Below are 1,310 nucleotides of genomic sequence, written 5' to 3'. Positions count from 1 at the left end.
TCAGTGTCAGGGTGATGCTGCCGCTCACGCGGTGGTTGGATCCTGAGCACCCGCTGTCTGGCTCTTACGTTCGGTGTCGCCTTCGGGCTGACGGGCATGCGTTTTGCCGGCAGTGGGTGTGAAGGAGCCGGCCGGCGTGACTTGATAGGAGCGTGGCGACGCCCCCACTGAGATGTGTCCGCCGGCCGCCCCAACCGTCCGATCACTGACCAGTGAAGGAGGCAATCACCATGATGTCACGGGTTGTTGTCGGGGCCGATGTGCACAAGCGGACGCATACGTTCGTCGCGGTCGACGAGGTCGGCCGCGAGCTCGGCGCGAAGACGTTCGACGCGATCACGGCGGGTCATCAGGCCGCGGTCCGGTGGGCGCGGGAGCGGTTCGGTGCCGAGCAGGTGGAGGTGGTGTGGGCGATCGAGGATTGCCGTCATCTGTCGACCAGGCTGGAGCGTGACCTGCTCACGGCTGGGCAGTCGGTGGTGCGGGTGCCGCCGAAGATGATGGCCGAGCAGCGCCGCATCGCCCGCACCCGCGGGAAGTCGGACCCGATCGACGCGGCCGCGGTCGCCCGGGCCGCGCTGCGTGAGCCTGGTCTGCCGGTCGCGACCCACGACGAGACCTCGCGGGAGCTGAAGCTGCTGGTCGACAGGCGTGATGACCTGGTGAAACGACGCACCGCGACGATCAACCAGTTGCTGTGGCGAGTCCACGAGCTCGACCCGGCCTGGGCGCCCAAGGCCCGGTCGCTGGACCTGGCCAAGCACCAGCAGATCCTCGCGGACCGGCTGGCCGGCACACCGGGGATCGTGGCCGAGCTGGCCCGCGAAGAACTCACCGAGGTCATCGACTACACCGCCAAGATCAACGCCTATGCCAAGCGCATCGGAACCCTCGCAGCCGCTGTCGCGCCCACTTTGCTGGCCATGCCCGGCGTCGGTGCACTGACCGCCGCGAAGATCGTCGGAGAAGCCGCCGGCGTGTCCCGGTTCAAGTCCGAGGCTGCCTTCGCCCGGCACGCCGGGATCGCACCGATCCCGGTCTGGTCGGGTAACACCAAAGGCCGCGTCCGGCTCACCAGATCCGGCAACCGGCAGCTCAACGCCGCGATCCACCGCATCGCCGTCACCCAGATCCGCCTCGACGGCCTGGGCAAGACCTACTACGACAAGAAGAAGACCGAAGGCATGTCCACCCCCGAAGCACTGCGCTGCCTCAAACGCCGCCTCGCCCGCATCGTCTTCAACCACCTCACTACCGACCAACCCACCGCGAGAACCACCCTCGCAGCCGCGGCTTGACATAGGAGAAAC

1 protein-coding gene is annotated in these 1,310 nt (G+C 67.7%); it reads left to right on the top strand.

The genetic code is table 11. From position 1 onward, the window contains the following. Nucleotides 1-212: 212 nt before the first annotated feature. Entirely contained in the window at nucleotides 213-1,298 is a 1,086-nt protein-coding gene (locus tag EV649_RS40665; RefSeq protein ID WP_198682975.1) for an IS110 family transposase, read from the top strand. Nucleotides 1,299-1,310: the final 12 nt, after the last annotated feature.

It is taken from the genome of Kribbella sp. VKM Ac-2569 (assembly GCF_004216905.1).
Taxonomy (GTDB): Bacteria; Actinomycetota; Actinomycetes; order Propionibacteriales; family Kribbellaceae; genus Kribbella.
Note: the sequence above shows the minus strand (reverse complement) of the source record. Positions and strands in the feature narration are given on the sequence as shown.